A 1,725-nucleotide genomic window follows, 5' to 3' on the forward strand; every position below is an offset into this window, starting at 1 on the left:
GGCCAGAAGATGGAGTGGTCCAACCCTCCCGAGGCCGGCACCAACTACAGCGACTACATGCGCACGACCCATCTGGGCACGGCGGCGGGCGCTGGCCTGCCGTACGAGCTGATGGCGGGCGACATCCGCGAGGTCAGCGACCGCACGCTGCGCGTCGTGATCAACGACTTCCGCCGCTTTGCCGAGCAGCGCCAGTGGCAGATCGTGATCCCGATGTTCTGCCAGCGCGTGATCGAGTGGTTCGCTGACGCAGCGCTGCTGGCCGGGGAGATCACACTGGCCGAGTACGACGACGTGATTCGCGTAGAGCACGCACCCCACGGCTGGGCCTACATCCACCCCGTGCAGGACGTGCAGGGCAAGGCAGCGGAAGTCACGAACGGTTTCCGCAGCCGCTCCAGTGTCATCGGCGAGCGCGGTGACGACGCCGACACGGTGGACGAAGAGCGCAAGGTCGACATGGACCGCGAGAAGGAGATGGGTCTGTGGGTGGACCCAATGGGTGTCCCTGCTGCACCGGGCGAGGATGACCCGGNCGACATGGACCGCGAGAAGGAGATGGGTCTGTGGGTGGACCCAATGGGTGTCCCTGCTGCACCGGGCGAGGATGACCCGGAAGAGGACGGCATTGACGACGACGAATACAGCGCGCCGCCCAACCCCACGCAGGCCCAGCAGCGGGAGATGCACCTGGCGCTGCTCAAGCGCACCGAGGCTGAGACCGACGCGCTGCGCGCACGCGCGGCTGCCGCCAAGGCGCCGCCACCTGCGCCAGTGCCACCTCCGGTAGACCCAACGGCCGAGCAGACCCTGGCGCTACAGAACCGAATTCTCGACCTGCTCGGCGAGGGGGCCGAAGGTGGACAGCAATGATCGCGGCATCCTCACCCTGCTCGCCAAGGCAGTCCGTGACCTGCGCGCTCAGGTCAGCAATCTCGCCCGGCAGCCCGGCCCTCCCGGCAAAGACGGTGTACCCGGCAAGAATGGGCTGGACGGCAAGGACGGTATTGGCCTGCGTGGCGACCCTGGCCCTCGCGGCAGGGACGGTCCCCCAGGAAAGCCTGGCCGAGATGGGGCTCCCGGTAAAGACGGCGAGCGCGGGCCGATGGGCCCTATGCCCAAGCACGAATGGCAAGGCACCAAACTCCGGTTCCAACAAACTGAAGGTCGGTGGGGCAAGTGGGTTGACCTGCAAGGCAAGCCCGGCAAGGCTGGAACCGGCGGTGGCGTGTACGTCAACGCATCCACAGGTGGTGGCTCCGTCAACCCCGGCGACTTCCCCCTTGCCGACACCATCGTGCCCGACGACGAGATGGTCATCGTTCGGGGCGGGGTTCTGATGCGCGTGCGCGTGGTTCTACAGGCAGGTGAAGTGCCGACCAACGCGGTCACAGTCAACGGCGAAGCCGTCACGGTCAACGGTCAATATGTGGTGGTAACAAGCTGATGGAACACGAACTCATACCCGCTGGGGAAATTCACGCACCCCACAATTGGGTCGTCGCGGACGAGGCCGAGCGCCTGGCGCTGGCGCCGACCGAAACGGACGTGCGCAAGTATCTCTACCAGGAGAGCGACAAGACCGAGTGGGTACTGACCGGGCTCGCCCCGGTTGAATGGGCGCAGCACATCGGCCCCACTGGGCCAGCAGGTCCGACAGGCGCAACAGGCGCAACAGGCGCAACAGGCGCAACAGGCGCAACAGGCGCAACAGGCGCAACAGGC

2 protein-coding genes are annotated in these 1,725 nt (G+C 66.5%); both read left to right on the forward strand.

Features of this window, described 5'->3' with window-relative positions:
• The first annotated feature begins 9 nt into the window (after positions 1-9).
• Positions 10-873 carry a phage portal protein gene (locus I6F47_RS20200; protein ID WP_442960284.1) on the forward strand — a complete coding sequence of 288 codons (864 nt, stop codon included), beginning with the start codon at positions 10-12 and terminating at the stop codon, positions 871-873.
• Positions 860-1,447 (forward strand): collagen-like protein, encoded by a 588-nt coding sequence (locus tag I6F47_RS20205; protein ID WP_114488096.1) that lies wholly within the window; start codon positions 860-862, stop codon positions 1,445-1,447. The genes I6F47_RS20200 and I6F47_RS20205 overlap by 14 nt, the downstream gene beginning before the upstream one ends.
• Positions 1,448-1,725: the final 278 nt, after the last annotated feature.

The organism is Pseudoalteromonas sp. NZS37 (assembly GCF_015864265.1).
Taxonomy (GTDB): Bacteria; Pseudomonadota; Gammaproteobacteria; order Enterobacterales; family Alteromonadaceae; genus Pseudoalteromonas; species Pseudoalteromonas arctica.